Below are 17,738 nucleotides of genomic sequence, written 5' to 3'. Positions count from 1 at the left end.
GGTAAGACTGTCATGAGCTACGGTTGGAATGATGTTCAACGCATTGCAGAAGAATTGGCCGAAGCCAAGCCGGGTGTAGACCCGTTCTCTGTCAATTTCGTCGATCTGCAGCAATGGATCAAAGAGCTGCCGGATTTTGACAATACCTCTGGCCGGGTCGGCGAGAAAGTGTTGGAAGCGGTTCAGACGCTCTGGGCTGAAGAATTGGACTGATCGTCCTCGCAGGTTAGGCAATACCCAAGAACCCGCGTATAATTCGCGGGTTTAATTTTTCGCAAATTACTGTTTCTGGAGTTACACCATGGCTGTTCAACGTACTTTCTCCATCATCAAGCCTGACGCTGTTGCAAAAAACGTCATCGGCGAGATCACCACTCGTTTCGAAAAAGCAGGCCTGCGCGTTGTAGCTTCGAAACTGAAGCAGCTGTCCAAAGCTGAAGCTGAAGGCTTCTACGCTGAGCACAAAGAGCGCGGTTTCTTCGGCGACCTGGTTGCTTTCATGATCTCCGGTCCTGTTGTTGTTCAGGTTCTGGAAGGCGAAAACGCTATCGCTCTGAACCGTGAGCTGATGGGCGCTACCAACCCTAAAGAAGCTGCTGCCGGCACCATCCGTGCTGACTTCGCTGAGTCGATCGACGCCAACGCCGTTCACGGTTCGGACTCCGAAGCCGCTGCTGCTCGCGAAATCTCGTACTTCTTCGCAGCTACTGAAGTAACCACTCGCTAAGCATTGCTTAAAGAGTGAAGGTGAATCCATGACTACATCGACTGTTAAAACAAACCTGCTGGGTCTGACCCAGCCGGAAATGGAAAAATTCTTCGACTCAATCGGGGAGAAGCGTTTCCGTGCCGGTCAGGTAATGAAATGGATTCACCACTTTGGCGTCGATGATTTCGACGCCATGACGAACGTCAGCAAGGCCTTGCGTGACAAGCTCAAGGCTATTGCTGAGGTCCGTGGTCCCGAAGTGGTCAGCGAGGACATTTCCAGCGACGGCACCCGCAAGTGGGTGGTGCGCGTGGCGTCCGGCAGCTGTGTCGAGACCGTCTACATTCCCCAGGGCAAACGCGGCACTCTGTGCGTTTCGTCCCAGGCAGGCTGTGCCCTGGACTGCAGTTTCTGCTCCACCGGCAAGCAAGGCTTCAACAGCAACCTCACCGCCGCCGAAGTCATCGGTCAGGTGTGGATTGCCAACAAATCCTTCGGCAGTGTTCCCGCCACCATCGACCGCGCCATCACCAACGTGGTGATGATGGGCATGGGCGAACCGCTGCTGAACTTCGACAACGTCGTGGCCGCCATGCATCTGATGATGGATGACCTCGGTTACGGGATCTCCAAGCGCCGCGTGACCCTGTCCACTTCGGGCGTGGTGCCGATGATCGATGAGCTGGCCAAGCACATCGACGTCTCCCTGGCGTTGTCCCTGCACGCACCGAATGACGCATTGCGTAACCAATTGGTGCCGATCAACAAGAAATATCCGCTTAAGATGCTGCTCGAGTCGTGCCAGCGCTACATGTCCGCCCTGGGCGAGAAACGCGTGCTGACCATCGAGTACACCTTGCTCAAGGACGTCAACGACAAGCTTGAGCACGCCGTGGAAATGATCGAGCTGCTCAAAGACATTCCATGCAAGATCAACCTGATTCCGTTCAACCCGTTCCCGCATTCCGGTTACGAACGGCCGAGCAACAACGCCATTCGTCGGTTCCAGGATCAGTTGCATCAGGCCGGCTTTAACGTCACTGTCCGCACCACCCGTGGTGAAGACATCGACGCTGCGTGTGGTCAATTGGTAGGGCAGGTGCTGGATCGCACCCGTCGCAGTGAACGTTACATCGCCGTGCGCGAGTTGAGCGCCGACAGCGATCTGGCACAGAACGCCGCGAACACTAACTAAGAGAGGATCTCTATGTCCCTGCGCTTTGCGCTGCTGTTGCTGATGGCCAGCCTGTGTGCTGGTTGTGTCCTGTCGGGTGACTACAACCCGATGAAGACCAGCAAGGGCCGCGACGAAGCGCGTGCCGCCTACGTGCAGCTGGGACTGGGATACTTGCAGCAAGGGATGACCGAGCGCGCCAAGGTGCCGCTGAAGAAGGCGCTGGAGCTGGACGGCTCCGATCCTGATGCCAACGCTGCCCTCGGCCTGGTGTTCCAGGCCGAAATGGAGCCGAAGCTGGCCGACGAACATTTCCGCAAAGCCCTGTCCTCGCGTCCCACCGATGCACGAATCCTCAATAACTACGGCAGTTTTCTCTACGAAGAACAGCGTTACAAGGAAGCCTACGAGCGTTTTGAGCAGGCAGCCGCCGATACCCTGTATCCTGAGCGTTCGCGAGTCTTCGAGAACCTCGGCATGACCGCCTCGAAACTCGGTCAGCGGGATCTGGCACAGCAGCAACTGGAAAAAGCCCTGCGGCTGAACCGTCAACAACCGCGCGCTTTGCTGGAAATGGCTGAGTTGTCCTTCGAAGACAGGCATTATGTGCCCGCGCGTGACTATTACGACCGTTTCAGCCTGCTAACCGAGCAAAATGCACGTAGTCTATTGCTCGGCGTTCGGCTGGCAAAAGTGTTTGAAGATCGCGACAAGGCCGCCAGTTATGGCCTGCAATTAAAACGACTCTATCCCGGTACGCCGGAATATCAGCAATACCTGTCGGAGCAATGATGAAAGCGGCGCATCCCGAAGTTGTAGCAGCGACTCGCGTTAATCCCGGTGAGACTTTGCGCCAGGCCCGCGAAAGCAATGGCTGGTCGCTGGCCGAAGTGGCCCTCAAGCTCAACCTCACCGTGACTTCCCTGAGCAATCTTGAAGCTGGCGCTTTCGACAAGCTGCCGGGGCATACCTTCGCTCGCGGTTACATTCGCGCTTATGCCAAATTGCTCGGGATGGATCAGACTGTTCTGGTTCAGCAATTCGACCAGTCCACCGGCACCGACTCACAGGGCAGCAACGTGCATGCGCTGGGTCGTATCGAAGAGCCGGTGCGGGTTTCACACACTATTTTGCGTATTGTCAGCCTGCTGTTGCTGGTCGCGGTCATCGGCGGCGGTTTCGTCTGGTGGCAGGATCAGACCTCGCAGCGCAGCAAGGACGTGACCAGCCTGGCCCCGGAGCACGTTGAAGTCGAAGGCGCCGACGGCACCACACAGATTCACCCGATCGACGAGCCGGAAGACCAGGCCGTTGCCGAAGGTCAGGCCGAAGGCGCAACCGCGCTGGCCCTGCCGCAATCGGAAACCACCGCTGAATCGACCGGTGCCGAGCCGGTTGCTCCGGCCACCGCACCAGCCGCCCCGGCTGCAACCACGCCAGCCGCACCGGTTCATACACCGGCCCCGGCTGTGGCGGCTCCGGCGACTCCGGCACCGAATGCCCCGGCCACACCAGCGCCGACGGTCACCGCACCAGTGGTAGCGGCTACCTCTGCGCCGACCGCAGAAGCAGCTGTCCCAGCGGCTGGCGACGGCCAGGTGCAACTGCAGTTCACCGCCGATTGCTGGGCACAGGTAACCGATGGTCGCGGCAAAGTGCTGTTCAGCGGTCTGAAACATAAAGGCGACAGCGTTTCGGTTTCCGGCAAGCCGCCACTGGCGGTGCGTCTGGGTGTGGCTCGCGCCGCACAGGTCAGCTACAACGGCCAACCGGTCGATATCGCTCCGTTCACCAGTGGCGAGACTGCTCGCCTGAAGTTGGGTCAATAAGTCATGCACGGCGAATCTCCAATCAAACGTCGCGTTTCGCGCAAGATCTGGGTCGGTAACGTACCTGTTGGCGGCGATGCGCCCATCGCTGTGCAGAGCATGACCAACAGCGACACCAATGATGTGGCTGCCACCGTCGCCCAGATCAATCGTCTGGAAGCCGCCGGCGTCGACATCGTCCGCGTTTCGGTACCGGACATGGACGCCGCCGAGGCGTTCGGCAGGATCAAGCAACTGGTCAAGGTGCCGCTGGTTGCCGACATCCACTTCGACTACAAGATCGCTCTGCGCGTCGCCGAACTGGGTGTCGACTGCCTGCGCATCAACCCGGGCAACATCGGTCGGGAAGACCGGGTTCGCGCCGTGGTCGATGCCGCCCGTGACCGCGGGATTCCGATTCGTATCGGCGTCAACGCCGGCTCGCTGGAAAAAGACCTGCAGAAGAAATACGGCGAACCGACCCCGGCTGCACTGGTCGAGTCCGCGCTGCGTCACGTCGAGCACCTCGAGCGCCTGAATTTCCAGGACTTCAAGGTCAGCGTGAAAGCCTCCGACGTGTTCATGGCCGTTGAAGCCTACCGTCTGCTGGCGAAAGAAATCGTCCAGCCGCTGCACCTGGGCATCACCGAAGCCGGTGGTTTGCGTTCGGGCACAGTGAAATCCGCCGTGGGCCTAGGTATGCTGCTCGCCGAGGGGATTGGCGATACTATCCGCATCTCGCTGGCGGCCGATCCGGTCGAGGAAGTGAAGGTCGGTTACGACATTCTCAAGTCTTTGCATCTGCGTTCCCGTGGCATCAACTTCATCGCCTGCCCGAGCTGCTCGCGGCAGAACTTCGATGTGGTCAAGACCATGAACGAGCTGGAAGGGCGCCTTGAGGACCTGCTGGTGCCGCTGGATGTCGCGGTGATCGGTTGCGTGGTCAACGGCCCCGGCGAAGCCAAGGAAGCCCATATCGGCTTGACCGGCGGCACGCCAAACCTGATTTACATCGACGGCAAGCCGTCGCAGAAACTGACGAATGACAATCTGGTGGACGAGCTGGAAAAGCTGATCCGCGAGAAAGCGGCCGAGAAGGTCGAAGCTGACGCAGCGGTCATCGCGCGCGGCTGAGCCTGACTGAAAGCCGAATGAATTTAAGGATTTAAAGTGAGCAAGTCTCTGCAAGCCATCCGTGGCATGAATGACATCCTGCCCGAACAGACCCCGCTGTGGCGTTATTTCGAGGGCACTGTCGCGCGTCTGCTGGATAACTACGGTTACAAGCAGATCCGCATGCCGATCGTCGAATTCACCGAGCTGTTCAAACGCTCGATCGGTGAAGTGACCGACATCGTCGAAAAAGAGATGTACACCTTCGAAGACCGTAACGGCGACTCCCTGACCCTGCGTCCGGAAGGCACCGCGGCGTGCGTGCGTGCGGTGCTCGAACACGGCATCACCGGCGGTGGCCAGGTGCAGAAACTCTGGTACATCGGCCCGATGTTCCGCCACGAGCGTCCGCAGAAAGGCCGTTATCGCCAGTTCCACCAGATCGGTCTGGAGGTGTTCAACCTCGACGGTCCGGACATCGATGCCGAACTGATCATCATGACCTGGCGCCTGTGGGGCGAGCTGGGTATCCGTGATGCGGTCAAGCTCGAGCTCAACAGCCTGGGCACCAGCGAATCCCGTGGTCGCTATCGTGAAGCGCTGGTCGAGTACCTCTCGGCGCACCACGACAAGCTCGACGAAGACAGCCAGCGTCGCCTGAAAACCAACCCGCTGCGCGTGCTCGACACCAAAAATGCCGACACTCAGGCGGTACTGGTCGATGCGCCGAAGATGGCCGACTACCTGGACGACGAATCCCGTGCGCACTTCGAAGGTCTGAAAGCGCGTCTGGACGCGGTCGGCATCCCGTACGTGCTCAACCCGAAACTGGTGCGCGGCCTCGATTACTACAGCAAAACCGTATTCGAATGGGTCACCGACAAGCTCGGCGCCCAGGGCACTGTCTGCGCGGGCGGTCGTTACGACGGTCTGGTCGAGCAGATGGGCGGCAAACCGACTAGCGGCGTGGGTTTCGCCATGGGCATCGAGCGTCTGGTGTTGATGCTCGAAACCCTGGAGCAGATCCCGGAAGAAATCTCCCGTCAGGTCGACGTTTACCTCTGCGCCTTTGGCGAGGAGGCCGAACTGGCCGGTCTGGCCCTGGCCGAGCGTGTGCGTGACCAGCTTCCAAACCTGCGTCTGCAAGTCAATGCCGGCGCCGGCAGCTTCAAAAGCCAGTTCAAGAAAGCCGACAAGAGCGGTGCGCTGTATGCACTGATCCTGGGTGACGACGAAATGGCCCAGCAAGTGGTAGGTTTCAAACCCCTGCGTGGCCAGGGCGAACAACAAAGCATTGCCTGGGATGCGCTTGCCGCTCACCTGGCCACCTGCGTCGTGCAGGGTTGAAGCTGTCTAAACAGCCGATTTAGCGATTAAGGAGTATTGGGGTGTCGAGTACCGAAGACGAACAGTTGGCGGATTTGAAGGACTGGTGGACACGCAACGGCAAACCTCTGGTCACTGGCGGCCTGTTGGCGCTGGTCATCGTGTTCGGCTGGCAGGCTTTTCACAAGTATCAGAGCAACCAGTCGCAAGGCGCCTCGGTGCTCTATCAGCAACTGCTGGAAACCACGCTGACCCCGGACGGCAAGCCTGACGCTGCCCGCGTTGCGGATCTGGCCGGCAAGCTCAGCAGCGAATTCGGCGGCACCGCGTACGCGCAGTACGGCAGCCTGTTCGTGGCCAAAGTAGCGGTCGACAGCGGCAAGCTGGACGACGCTGCGACTGAACTCAAAGCCATCGTTGCCAAACCGGCCAACCCGGCGCTGGGCGAAATCGCCCGTCAGCGTCTGGCGCAGGTACTGGGTGCGCAGAACAAGGCCGATGAAGCCCTGAAGCTGCTCGACGGCGATGCCGACAAGGCGTTCCTGGCCACTCGCGAAGAACTCAAGGGTGATCTGCTGGTTCAGCTGGGTCGTACCGACGAGGCGAACACCGCGTATCAAAAAGCCAAGGCGGCACTGTCGGATGAAGCGGCAGTCGGTGGCCTTCAAATCAAGCTTGACGACCTGGCCAAAGGGGATGCGTGACGTGATCCGTTGGAAGCATGCAGCATTGCTGGCTCTGGCCATTCTGGCCGCGGGTTGCAGCAGCAACAGCAAAAAAGAACTGCCACCGGCCGAGCTGACCGACTTCAAAGAAGAAGTGGTTCTGCAAAAGCAGTGGAGCCGTTCGATCGGTGACGGTCAGGGCGAAACCTACAACATGCTGGTGCCGGCGATCGATGGTGACACCATCTACGCGGCCGATGTGACCGGCGTGTTGATGGCCATGGATCGCAGCAATGGCGACGTGAAGTGGAAAAAGGATCTTGAACTGCCTGTCTCCGGCGCCGTTGGCGTAGGTTACGGCCTGGTCACGATCGGTACCCTGAAGGGTGAAATCGTTGCCCTCGACGCCATCAACGGCGAAGAGAAGTGGCGCGCCCGGGTATCCAGTGAAGTGCTAGCGCCACCGGCCAACAACGGTGACGTTGTCGTGGTACAGACTCAGGACGATCGTCTGATCGGTCTGGACGCTGCTACCGGCGACCGTCGCTGGACCTACGATAGCACCCCTGCGGTACTGACCCTGCGCGGCACCAGCGCCCCCGTCGTGACCAACCGCCTCGCGGTGGCTGGCCTGTCGACCGGTAAAGTGGTCGCCCTGGACATTTCCAACGGTGTGCCGGTCTGGGAACAACGGGTCGCGATTCCAACCGGTCGTTCGGAACTGGAGCGCGTGGTCGACATCGACGGCGGTCTGCTGTTGTCCGGTGAAACGCTGTACGTTGCCAGCTATCAGGGTCGCGTTGCGGCACTCGACCTGCAAAGCGGTCGCCAATTGTGGCAGCGCGATGCATCGAGCTATGCCGGTGTCGCCCAGGGTTTCGGCAACGTCTACGTGAGCCTGTCTTCGGGCACCGTGGAAGGCGTTGACGAGCGTTCGACCACTGCACTGTGGAGCAACGACTCGCTGGCTCGCCGCCAACTGTCGGCTCCGGAAGTGTTCTCCAGCTACGTAGCCGTCGGTGACCTGGAAGGTTACCTGCACCTGTTGAGCCAGGTGGACGGTCGTTTTGTGGGTCGTGAGCGTATCGACAGTGACGGCCTGCGTGCCCGTCCGCTGGTGGTGGGCAACACGATCTATGTGTATGGCAACAGCGGCAAACTGGAAGCCCTGACCATCAAGTAACAACTATGCTTGGGGTTAACGCCCCAGGCAGCTTCATTTGTGGGAGCGGGCTTGCTCGCGAAGGGCGTCAACGAAGACGCGTACAGCCTGATTAAACGCGGTGCTGCTACGGTCTTTCGCGAGCAAGCCCGCTCCCACAGTGTTGCCCCGAGCACCAGCCGCTGCCTCGCAGCGGCTTTTGTATTTTCTGAAATAACGAAGTGGAGAGCCGCATGGTTCCCGTAATCGCCCTGGTGGGCCGACCAAACGTCGGCAAATCCACCTTGTTCAACCGCCTGACCAGGACTCGCGACGCCATCGTCGGCGACTTGTCCGGTCTGACCCGTGATCGCCAGTACGGTGAGGCCAAGTGGCAAGGGCGTTCCTACATTCTGATCGACACCGGCGGTATCTCCGGTGACGAACACGGTATGGACGAAAAAATGGCCGAGCAGTCGCTGCTGGCCATTGAAGAAGCGGATGTTGTGCTGTTCCTGGTAGATGCCAAGGCCGGTTTCACCGCCGCCGACCAGATGATCGCCGAACACTTGCGCAAGCGTAACAAGCGTTCCCACGTGGTTGCCAACAAGGTCGACAACATCGACCCGGAAATGGCCCGCGCTGAATTCGCCCCGCTGGGCATGGGCCACGCGATCCCGATCGCCGGTGCTCACGGCCGTGGTATCACTCAACTGCTGGAAGCGGCACTGAGCGATTTCCCGCGTGATGATGACGAACCGGCGGAAGGCGAAGAAGAAGAGATCGTCGCCGAGGGTGAGGAAGCCAAGCGCATTCCTGGCCCGAGCGAAAAAGACGGGATCAAGATCGCCATCATCGGCCGTCCGAACGTCGGCAAGTCGACCTTGGTCAACCGCATGCTCGGTGAAGACCGCGTCATCGTCTACGACCAGCCCGGCACCACCCGCGACAGTATCTACATTCCGTTCGAGCGTAACGACGAGAAGTACACGCTGATCGACACCGCCGGTGTGCGCAAGCGCGGCAAGATCCACGAAGAAGTCGAAAAATTCTCCGTGGTCAAAACCCTGCAGGCGATCAAAGACGCCAACGTGGTGATCTTCGTGATGGACGCCCGCGAAGGTGTGGTCGATCACGACCTCAACCTGCTGGGCTTTGCCCTCGAAGCCGGCCGTGCGCTGGTGATCGCAATCAACAAATGGGACGGCATGACCCCGAGCGAGCGCGACTTTGTGAAGGTCGAGCTGCAACGTCGGCTGTTCTTCGTCGACTTCGCCGACATTCACTTCATCTCGGCGCTGCACGGTACTGGCGTGGGCAACCTCTACGCCTCGGTGCAGAACTCGTTCAAGTCTGCGGTTACCCGCTGGCCGACCAGCCGCCTGACGCAGATTCTCGAAGACGCGGTCAGCGAGCACCAGCCGCCGATGGTCAACAGCCGCCGGATCAAGCTGCGTTACGCTCACCTGGGGGGTGCTAACCCGCCGATCATCGTGATCCACGGTAACCAGATCGAGAAAGTGCCGAAGTCGTATGTGCGCTATCTGGAGAACACTTACCGCCGTGTGCTGAAGCTGGTCGGTACGCCGATCCGCATCGAGTTCAAAGGTGGCGAGAACCCGTACGAAGGCAACAAGAACACGCTGACCGACCGCCAGGTCAACAAGAAGCGTCGCTTGATGTCGCACAACAAGAAAGCCAGCAAGAAGCGCCGCGACAAGAAGTGATTCAGGTCTTCACCCGAAAGGCGCCGCTTGCGGCGCCTTTTTATGGGCTGATGGTTGTCATTGAGCGCTCTTTGGCGTTACTACCCTGGTAGCGCAGCAGGAAGAAGTCCGCATACGGAGACAGGCCTTGCGATTTTCCCAGCACCAGAATTCGGCCAATGTCGTCCACCGCGAGATCGATGGCACGCTCAAGCATGTTTCCCATGCCGTCACTTACCCAGCCCTGGCCTTCGCCAAAGTTCGGGTCCAATTCAGCATTGTCCAGAAAACGCGCCAATAACGGGACAACGTTCAGGTTTTTCTCGGCGTAACCCACAACCAGCGTCGTGTTGTCGGGTTGTTGCAAAGCCTTCAGCCACGCGCAACGATCGTGAATCTTCACCTCGCTTCTAAAGGTGTCGTCACTGCCGTCAGCCTCCAGGCGAGCGAGCAGCGCTTGATCGCCCCGTGACCCAGCGCACAACAAACGATCGCCGGGAAGTGCGACGATGCTGGTGATGTTCCAGTCGGGCTTTCGCAGTTCGCCCTCTCTTCCGAATGACGGATCAATCTCGCCGTCAGCCGTGAATCGGTAGATGACCGCATCACTGCTCTCTCCCGAAAGTTCTCCAAATACCAGAATACGGTCATCGTTCTGGATGATCAGGCCCTTCTTGCGAAAGTTGTGTCCAGGTGCTGGTTTGATCGTGAGATGTCCGTTGCCCCGGGCAAAGTTATTGTCCAGCTTTGCGTCTTGGGAGATTCTGGCCAGTACTGCGGTCGAGTTAAGTGCATGCGGTGTGACGAGGTCATGCCAGACATGCTCAAAGGCGAAGACAAAATGACCGGTTGATTGCCTGTCTATGCTGGTGGGTGAGGCGCCCACTGAACTGCTCGGGTCACAGGGTAACTTGTAGACATATCTTCCTCCCCTGCCGAATGGCTCGTCGTAACGGCCGTTCATGTTCAGTCTGGCAAAAGCGGGGACATCCGTTGGCCGGTCATTAGTAAAGACACCTGCTAGAACTACCTTCGACCCGGTTATGAAGATTCGTTGACAGGCAGAGGCCAGTCGAGCGTCATCGGGGTTGAAGCGGTCGGCCATATAACCGTTATTGAAAGGCAAGTAAGGCTCACCTTTCTGGTTGAGGCACGTTATGGCGAAATTTTGCTGCAAGTCATCGCCCGATGGCTGTTCCACGTCGCCGGCAATAAAGATCCTGCCCTCGCTGGTGAGTGTAAGACTATTGGCGTGATAGGCACTCCCGAAATTGAATTTGAGTTTTTTCTTGCCGCCTTTGCCAAACGTGGTATCCAGATTACCTGCCTTAATGATCATTCGTTTTGTCATCACTGCGATTCCTTGAGATAACGAGGTTGTGCCGTGGACCCAGTTAAAAGCTTGCTGCAACTTACCGCTACTGTCAGAAGTTACAGGGGAGGGCGTATTGCGCGACCACTCATCCGTTTTCCTCCGGCGCGAGTAGGTTCAAGGTGCCTTTTTGTGATTTCGTATTGCCGCGCATCGTAGGGAACGACTTTTTTTATCGTATTCGAATGGGCTATTCTCGGGCTCTCCCGCGCCGCCGTCAGAGCCGGGTGTAGAGCAGGGAACCCCTCGATGATCACCAGTAAGCTGCCGAACGTCGGCATCACTATTTTCACGCAGATGTCTCAGCTCGCGGCGCAGACCGGAGCGATTAACCTGTCCCAGGGTTTTCCTGATTTCGACGGCCCGCAGTCCCTGCGTGACGCGGTCGGTCGGCATATCGCCAGCGGCCATAACCAGTATTCACCGATGACCGGCCTGCCGGCGCTGCGCGAGCAAATCGCGGCGAAAATCGCGCGCAGCTATGGCGTGAAAGTCGATGCCGACAGCGAAGTGACCGTGACGCCGGGCGCGACCCAGGCGATCTTCTGTGCGATTCAGGCGGTTATCCACAGCGGTGACGAAGTCATCGTGTTCGACCCGTGCTACGACAGCTATGAACCGGCGACGCAGTTGGCGGGCGGCCGCTGCGTGCATGTGCAACTGAACCCGCACGATTTCTCCATCGATTTCGACAAGCTCGCCGCGGCCCTCAGCTCGCGCACGAAAATGATCGTCATCAACACACCGCACAACCCGAGCGGTGCACTGATCAGCCGTGCCGAACTGGATCAACTGGCGGAGTTGATCCGTGGTCGCGACATCTATCTGATCAGCGACGAGGTGTACGAACACTTGGTGTTCGACGGTGTGCCGCATGTCAGCGTGTTGGCTCACGAAGAGCTGTACCAGCGCGCATTTGTGGTCAGCTCGTTCGGCAAGACCTACCACGTGACGGGCTGGAAAACCGGTTACGTGGTTGCACCGCCGGCGCTGACCGCCGAGCTGCGCAAGGTGCACCAGTACGTCAGTTTCTGCGGTGTCACCCCGCTGCAATACGCCCTGGCCGATTACATGGCCGAGCACCCGGAACACGTCGAAGAGCTGCCGGGTTTCTATCAGGCCAAGCGCGACCTGTTCTGCGATTTGCTGGCGCCGTCGCGCTTCACTTTTACCCGCGTCACCGGCACGTATTTCCAGTTGGTCGACTACTCGCAGATCCGCCCTGACTTGAACGACGTCGACATGGCGATCTGGATGACCCGCGAACACGGCGTGGCGAGCATTCCGGTGTCGGTGTTCTATCAGAATCCACCGCAAGGCCAGCGCCTGGTGCGCCTGTGCTTCGCCAAACGCGAGGAGACGCTGCGCGAAGCAGCGGCAAAACTATGCGTGATCTGAGTGCATTGCCCGATCTCCATCTGGCGCTGATCCAGACCAGTCTGGCCTGGCATGACCGTCAGGCCAACCTCGAGCACTTCGAGGTGCTGCTGGAGCAGGCCCGGGGCGCAGACCTGATCATCCTGCCGGAGATGTTCACCACCGGTTTCTCCATGGAGTCGGAAACCCTCGCCGAAGCCGAGCATGGCCCGACCAGCAAGTGGATGAAGGCGCAGGCCGCGAAACTGAATGCGGTGATCACCGGCAGCGTGATCATTCAGGCGGCGGACGGCAGCCATCGCAATCGCCTGCTGTGGGCACGCCCGGACGGCGAAGTCTGGCATTACGACAAGCGCCACCTGTTCCGCATGGCCGGTGAGCACAACCACTACACCCCCGGCGAGCGCCAGGTGCAGTTCGAACTCAAGGGCTGGCGCATCCGGCCGCTGATTTGCTACGACTTGCGCTTCCCGGTGTGGAGTCGCGACGCGCAGGACACCGATCTGCTGCTGTACACCGCCAACTGGCCGGGTGCGCGGCGTCTGCACTGGAACCGCTTGTTGCCGGCGCGGGCGATTGAAAACCTGTGCTACGTGGCGGCAGTGAACCGGATCGGCACCGACGGCAAGGGCTTTGCCTATACCGGCGACAGTCAGGTGTTGGATTTCCAGGGCGAGACGTTGCTGGCGGCGGGGGAGGCGGACGGGGTGTTCAAGGTCGTGCTGGAAGCCGCGCCATTGGCGGCGTATCGCGAGCGCTTCCCGGCGAATCTGGATGCAGATACCTTCGAACTCACTTGATATTCGCGACCGCTTTCGCGAGCAAGCCCGCTCCCACAGGTAGAACGCAATACCCTGTGGGAGCGGGCTTGCTCGCGAAGAGGCCAGATCAGACAGCACAAAACCAGCAGGCATAAAAAAGGCCCCGGAATTCACACTCCGGGGCCTTTTGCATGTCAGCGAAGGCTTAAGCCGCTTTCGCCTCAGGCTGGCTCAACGAGCGGTTCAGCGCACTGAACAGCGCCTTGAAGCTGGCAGTGGTGATGTTTTCATCGATACCCACGCCGTGCACCGCACGCTCACCGTTCACTCGCAGCTCGATGTAAGCCGCTGCCTTGGCATTGGTGCCCGCGCCGATCGCATGTTCGTTGTAGTCCATGATCTCCACCGGAATCGGCAGGCCGGCCACCAGTGCTTCCAGCGCACCGTTGCCCTTGCCGCGCCAGTGCAGGTTGGTTTCGCCCTGACCCTGGCTCGCCACTTCCACTTCGACGGCACTGTTGCCGTTTTCTTCCTGCAGACGATGGCTGACCAGCGCGTACGGGGTGTTGGCTTGCAGGTATTCGCTGATCAACAGCGAGTGGATCTGCTTGGCGGTCATCTCAAGGCCGAGGCGATCGGTTTCCCGCTGCACCACCTGGCTGAACTCGATCTGCATGCGACGCGGCAGGCTGATGCCGTATTCCTGCTCCAGCAAGTAGGCGATACCGCCCTTGCCCGACTGGCTGTTCACACGAATCACCGCCTCGTAGCTGCGACCGATGTCGGCCGGGTCGATCGGCAGATACGGCACTTCCCACAGGGTGTCCGGTTTCTGCTGGGCGAAGCCCTTGCGGATCGCGTCCTGGTGCGAGCCGGAGAATGCGGTGTGGACCAGGTCGCCGACGTACGGGTGGCGCGGGTGCACCTGGATCTGGTTGCACTCTTCGACGACTTTGCGCACGCCGTCGATGTCGGAGAAGTCCAGCTCAGGGTCAACGCCCTGGGTGTACATGTTCAGTGCGACAGTAACGAGGTCGACGTTACCGGTACGCTCGCCGTTGCCGAACAGGCAGCCTTCGACACGATCCGCGCCGGCCATCAGACCCAGCTCGGTGGCGGCGACGCCGGTGCCACGATCGTTGTGGGTGTGCAGGCTGATGATCACGCTGTCACGACGATTGATGTTGCGGCCGAACCATTCGATCTGGTCGGCGTAGACGTTCGGGGTCGCGCATTCAACGGTGGCCGGCAAGTTGAGGATCATTTTGTGCTCAGGCGTCGGGTTCCAGACCTCGATCACCGCGTCACAGACTTCCTTGGCAAACTCCAGCTCGGTGGCGCTGAAGGTTTCCGGGGAGTATTCGAAAGTCCACTCGGTGTCCGGCTGCATCGCTGCGTATTTGACGAACAGCTTGGCGGCGTTGACCGCGATGGCCTTGATGCCGTCCTTGTCCTGGTTGAAGACGATGCGACGGAAGGAAGGCGAGGTGGCGTTGTACAGGTGGACGATGGCTTTCTTCGCCCCGCGCAGGGATTCGAAGGTGCGCTCGATCAAGTCTTCACGGCCCTGGGTCAGCACCTGAATGGTGGTGTCGTCCGGGATGTGGCCTTCTTCGATCAGGGTACGCACGAAGTCGAAGTCGGTTTGCGAAGCGGCCGGGAACGAGGCTTCGATTTCCTTCACACCCACCTGAACGAGGGTTTTCCAGAAGCGCAGCTTCTTCACCGCGTCCATCGGCTCGATGAGCGACTGGTTGCCGTCACGCAGGTCGGAGCTGCACCAGATCGGCGCGGCGTCGATGGTTTTCGACGGCCAGGTGCGATCCGGCAGATTGATGACGGGGAACGCGCGGTATTTCGAAGACGGGTCTTTGAGCATGCTCATCGGGAAATTCCTTATTGTCTGGGCCGAAAAGAGGCGGCCTGCCGGTGGAACGAATGTTCGGGAAAACGCTTGGGACGAGGCGCAGCGATTCAGCCCGGCAGTCGTGCGCTGACGAGGCACAAACTACGGTGCTGGCGAAGCTGAATAAGGGTGTGAGAGGTTTTCATGCCTTCAACCCTAACCGCGAGGGGAGAGGATGGCAAGCAGTCGAAAAAAATTGAGAGGAATACTCGAAAAGCTGCGATCGGCGCGATTTTATTGTGCTTCAGGCGGATGATCTTATTGATGTTTGCGTGGGGTTGGATTGGGGCGCAATTGAAACTGGTGGGGTGTGAGCAGTATTTGCGGTGTGGGATGGGCCGCGTTCGCGAGCAAGCCCGCTCCCACAGTTGATCGTGTTCACAACACAAATCCAGTGTGGGAGGGGGCTTGCTCCCGAAGGGGCCGGTAGCCTCAATCAGGAATTACGGTTGGAACGCACCAATGAAAATCGCTGGATCTACCCGCGCATCGTTCAGGCTGATGTTCCAGTGCATGTGCGGCCCGGTCGCCCGGCCGGTCGAGCCGACCTTGCCAACCACCGCGCCACGGGCCAGTTGATCGCCGACCTTCACGTCGATTTTCGACATGTGGCAGAACATGCTGATAAAGCCCTGGCCGTGATCGACAAACACCGTGTTGCCATTGAAGAAATAGTTGCCGGTCAGAATCACTTTGCCCGCCGCCGGAGTCTTGATCGGCGTGCCGGCCGGCACCGCAAAGTCGAGACCGGCATGGGGGTTGCGCTCTTCGCCATTGAAAAAGCGGCGCACACCGAATTTGCTCGACAGCGGCCCGTTGACCGGTTTGTCCAGCAGCAGGTTGCTCGGGGTATTCGGACTGAAGCTGCGGTAGGCCTTGATCTGCTCGGCCAGCTCGCCCTCGATGCGCTTGAGATTGGCCGGGTTCGGATTGACCTGTTGAGTGTTCTTCAGGGTGATGTGCTGTTCCGGGTATTTCTTGTTGCCAACCGTGAACGGCAGATTGCGCCCACCGCTGCTGATCTGCTGGCTGCCGGGTTTGACCGTCAGCGGCACACCGACAATCGCCAGCCAGTTGTTCTGTTCTTTCACCACCAGCACCGGTTTGCCCTGATAGGTGGCTTTTGGTGCCTGCGCAGCGCTGCCCAGATCGACCACCGCGACGCCGCCCGGCACCGGTTTGTTCAGCAAACGGGTGATGTAGCTGTCGGCGTGGGCGTTGAAGGAGGTCAGGCACAGCAACAATAACGGAGCAAAAAAACGCGGCATGGATCAGTCCAGTAGAGAAAGGGTGACAGGCGTCAGGTGGTTGTCCTCGACGCGCACTTGCAGTTCGCCTTCGCCCAGTTTTGCTTTCAGGCGCTGGCCGGTGTGGGTCTGCGCGGCATTACGGATCGCGTGCCCGCGTTCATCGAGCAGAATGCTGTAACCCCTGCCGAGGGTCGCCAGCGGACTGACCACATGCAGCGTCTGCATCTGGCTGTGCAGTTGCAGGCGACGGCTTTTCAGACCTTCGCGCATGGCTCGCGGCAGGCGCTCGGCGAGGCTGTCGAGGCGCTGGCGCAGCATCGCCAGTTGGCGTCCCGGGTGTTGCCCGGCGAGGCGGGTTTCCAGACGGATCAGGCGCTCGCGGCGGGTATTCAGTTGGCGTTCGAACGCCCGGCGCATGCGCATGTCCAGGTCATCCAGGCGTTGCGCTTGCTGACGCAGGCGTTCGCCGGGGTGGCGCAGACGGCGGGCCATGCCTTCGAGGCGCAGACGATCGCGCATCAGCCGGTCGCGCATGCGCATCACCAGACTCCGGTGCAGACTTTCGACCTGACGGATCAGGTGGCTCGAATCCGGGGCCAGCAGTTCGGCGGCGGCGGAGGGCGTTGGGGCGCGCACGTCAGCCACGAAGTCACTGATCGACACGTCGGTTTCATGCCCGACGGCGCTGACAATCGGCGTCACGCAGGCATCGACAGCGCGGGCCACGGCTTCTTCGTTGAAGCACCAGAGGTCTTCCAGCGAACCACCGCCACGGGCGAGGATCAGCGCGTCTAAACCACGGGCGTCGGCCAGTTTTAGCGCGCGGACGATTTGCGCCGTGGCCTCGCGACCCTGCACGGCAGTCGGGATCAGCGTCAGTTGCACCTGCGGCGCCCGCCGGCGGAACACGCTGATGATGTCGCGAATCACCGCGCCGCTCGGCGAACTGATGATGCCGATGCGTTGCGGATGCGCCGGCAACGGCACTTTGCGTTCGGCACTGAACAGGCCTTCGGCGCTGAGCTTTTCCTTCAGTGCATCGAAGGCCAGGCGCAGCGCGCCGTCACCGGCCGGCTCCACGGTATCGAGAATCAGCTGATAGTCGCCACGTCCTTCGAACAGCGAGACCTTGCCGCGTACCTTCACGGCCAGACCGTCCTTCAGCGCCTGACGCACCCGCGCCGCATTATTGCGGAACAGCGCGCAACGCACCTGCGCACCGCTGTCCTTGAGGGTGAAATACACGTGACCGGACGCGGGGCGGGCGAGGTTGGAGATTTCGCCTTCGACCCAGATGTTGCTGAACACGTCTTCGAGCAACACCCGCGCGCGGCCGTTGAGCTGGCTGACGGTCAGGACTTCACGGTCCAGGCCAAGTCTTGCAAAGGGATCTTTAATCATGGGGCGCAGTTTAAGGGCATTTGCCTGTC

16 protein-coding genes are annotated in these 17,738 nt (G+C 59.9%); 12 read left to right on the top strand and 4 right to left on the bottom strand.

Features of this window, described 5'->3' with window-relative positions; genetic code table 11:
* The first annotated feature begins 12 nt into the window (after positions 1-12).
* From iscX to der, 10 genes are all read left to right on the top strand, one after another.
* Positions 13-213 (top strand): Fe-S cluster assembly protein IscX, encoded by a 201-nt coding sequence (gene iscX / locus ACOYXI_RS13850; RefSeq protein ID WP_008084655.1) that lies wholly within the window; start codon positions 13-15, stop codon positions 211-213.
* Positions 214-301: 88 nt separating this feature from the next.
* A complete protein-coding gene (gene ndk, locus ACOYXI_RS13845) occupies positions 302-727 on the top strand; it encodes a nucleoside-diphosphate kinase (RefSeq protein WP_007964426.1) in 426 nt (141 codons plus the stop codon).
* A 28-nt stretch (positions 728-755) separates the two neighbouring features.
* Complete coding sequence (rlmN, locus tag ACOYXI_RS13840) at positions 756-1,904, top strand: dual-specificity RNA methyltransferase RlmN (protein ID WP_003227893.1); 1,149 nt, start codon at positions 756-758, stop codon at positions 1,902-1,904.
* A gap of 12 nt (positions 1,905-1,916) precedes the next feature.
* The gene (gene pilW / locus ACOYXI_RS13835) at positions 1,917-2,675 is read left to right on the top strand and encodes a type IV pilus biogenesis/stability protein PilW (RefSeq protein ID WP_007964430.1); all 759 of its coding nucleotides are present in this window, start codon (positions 1,917-1,919) and stop codon (positions 2,673-2,675) included.
* Positions 2,675-3,712: a RodZ domain-containing protein gene (locus ACOYXI_RS13830; protein WP_134787275.1), complete on the top strand. Its 1,038-nt coding sequence runs from the start codon at positions 2,675-2,677 to the stop codon at positions 3,710-3,712. The genes pilW and ACOYXI_RS13830 overlap by 1 nt, the downstream gene beginning before the upstream one ends.
* Before the next feature lie 3 nt (positions 3,713-3,715).
* Complete coding sequence (gene ispG / locus ACOYXI_RS13825; RefSeq protein ID WP_007964434.1) at positions 3,716-4,825, top strand: flavodoxin-dependent (E)-4-hydroxy-3-methylbut-2-enyl-diphosphate synthase; 1,110 nt, start codon at positions 3,716-3,718, stop codon at positions 4,823-4,825.
* A gap of 36 nt (positions 4,826-4,861) precedes the next feature.
* Positions 4,862-6,151, top strand: a complete 1,290-nt coding sequence (hisS, locus tag ACOYXI_RS13820; RefSeq protein WP_247842104.1) for a histidine--tRNA ligase — start codon at positions 4,862-4,864, stop codon at positions 6,149-6,151.
* A gap of 41 nt (positions 6,152-6,192) precedes the next feature.
* A complete protein-coding gene (locus tag ACOYXI_RS13815) occupies positions 6,193-6,834 on the top strand; it encodes a YfgM family protein (protein ID WP_461674970.1) in 642 nt (213 codons plus the stop codon).
* Positions 6,827-7,978: an outer membrane protein assembly factor BamB gene (gene bamB / locus ACOYXI_RS13810; protein ID WP_027612133.1), complete on the top strand. Its 1,152-nt coding sequence runs from the start codon at positions 6,827-6,829 to the stop codon at positions 7,976-7,978. The genes ACOYXI_RS13815 and bamB overlap by 8 nt, the downstream gene beginning before the upstream one ends.
* 212 nt (positions 7,979-8,190) lie before the next feature.
* On the top strand, positions 8,191-9,663 hold the full coding sequence (gene der / locus ACOYXI_RS13805; RefSeq protein WP_027612132.1) for a ribosome biogenesis GTPase Der: 1,473 nt from the start codon (positions 8,191-8,193) through the stop codon (positions 9,661-9,663).
* A 40-nt stretch (positions 9,664-9,703) separates the two neighbouring features.
* On the opposite strand, the gene ACOYXI_RS13800 is transcribed toward der, so the two are convergent.
* Positions 9,704-10,993, bottom strand: coding sequence for an NHL repeat-containing protein (locus tag ACOYXI_RS13800; protein ID WP_210558523.1), 1,290 nt, complete (start codon positions 10,991-10,993; stop codon positions 9,704-9,706).
* A 270-nt stretch (positions 10,994-11,263) separates the two neighbouring features.
* Between ACOYXI_RS13800 and ACOYXI_RS13795 the strand changes: the two genes are divergently transcribed.
* Both ACOYXI_RS13795 and ACOYXI_RS13790 read left to right on the top strand, forming a co-directional pair.
* Positions 11,264-12,412, top strand: coding sequence for a pyridoxal phosphate-dependent aminotransferase (locus tag ACOYXI_RS13795; protein WP_461674969.1), 1,149 nt, complete (start codon positions 11,264-11,266; stop codon positions 12,410-12,412).
* Positions 12,400-13,191 carry an amidohydrolase gene (locus ACOYXI_RS13790; RefSeq protein WP_461674968.1) on the top strand — a complete coding sequence of 264 codons (792 nt, stop codon included), beginning with the start codon at positions 12,400-12,402 and terminating at the stop codon, positions 13,189-13,191. The genes ACOYXI_RS13795 and ACOYXI_RS13790 overlap by 13 nt, the downstream gene beginning before the upstream one ends.
* Before the next feature lie 166 nt (positions 13,192-13,357).
* Here the strand turns inward: ACOYXI_RS13790 and leuA are convergent, their stop codons facing one another.
* The 3 genes from leuA to xseA all read right to left on the bottom strand — a co-directional run bounded on the left by leuA (position 13,358) and on the right by xseA (position 17,709).
* Entirely contained in the window at positions 13,358-15,037 is a 1,680-nt protein-coding gene (gene leuA / locus ACOYXI_RS13785) for a 2-isopropylmalate synthase (RefSeq protein WP_003227879.1), read from the bottom strand.
* Between the two features lie 464 nt (positions 15,038-15,501).
* A complete protein-coding gene (locus tag ACOYXI_RS13780) occupies positions 15,502-16,326 on the bottom strand; it encodes a peptidoglycan DD-metalloendopeptidase family protein (RefSeq protein ID WP_027612128.1) in 825 nt (274 codons plus the stop codon).
* A gap of 3 nt (positions 16,327-16,329) precedes the next feature.
* A complete protein-coding gene (gene xseA / locus ACOYXI_RS13775) occupies positions 16,330-17,709 on the bottom strand; it encodes an exodeoxyribonuclease VII large subunit (protein WP_461674967.1) in 1,380 nt (459 codons plus the stop codon).
* Between the last annotated feature and the right edge of the window lie 29 nt (positions 17,710-17,738).

It is taken from the genome of Pseudomonas sp. G3-19, from assembly GCF_054855875.1.
This window is presented reverse-complemented; position numbering and strand designations above follow the sequence as displayed.